Annotated in this window: 1 pseudogene; it reads right to left on the bottom strand. The window is 57.7% G+C overall.

The window, feature by feature from the left end:
- Positions 1-246 (bottom strand): annotated as a pseudogene (locus tag JN414_RS16640) (hypothetical protein); the annotation flags it as partial.

Genomic DNA, 246 nt, shown 5'->3' with positions numbered 1-246 from the left:
GCCTGCCGGAGCGGCCGGATGATCTGACCGAAGTTGGTGACCAGATGCAGATCCGGATCAGTGGTCAGTTCAGGCTGGAGAACACCATTGCCAGCGCGCGCTGCAATGCGTGCATAAATCGGCTCGACAAAGGCACGGGACGTCTCAAGCGGCAGCGTTTTCGAACCACCGGCCTTCGACCCACCAAAGATCGCAGTTACGGTGTGATTGTCGAACTGGCTACGGTTTCCTGTATCCAGATAGCTC

Origin of the sequence: Gluconobacter sp. Gdi, from assembly GCF_014132155.1 — a bacterium.
In the GTDB taxonomy this organism is placed as follows: domain Bacteria; phylum Pseudomonadota; class Alphaproteobacteria; order Acetobacterales; family Acetobacteraceae; genus Gluconobacter.
Note: the sequence above shows the minus strand (reverse complement) of the source record. Positions and strands in the feature narration are given on the sequence as shown.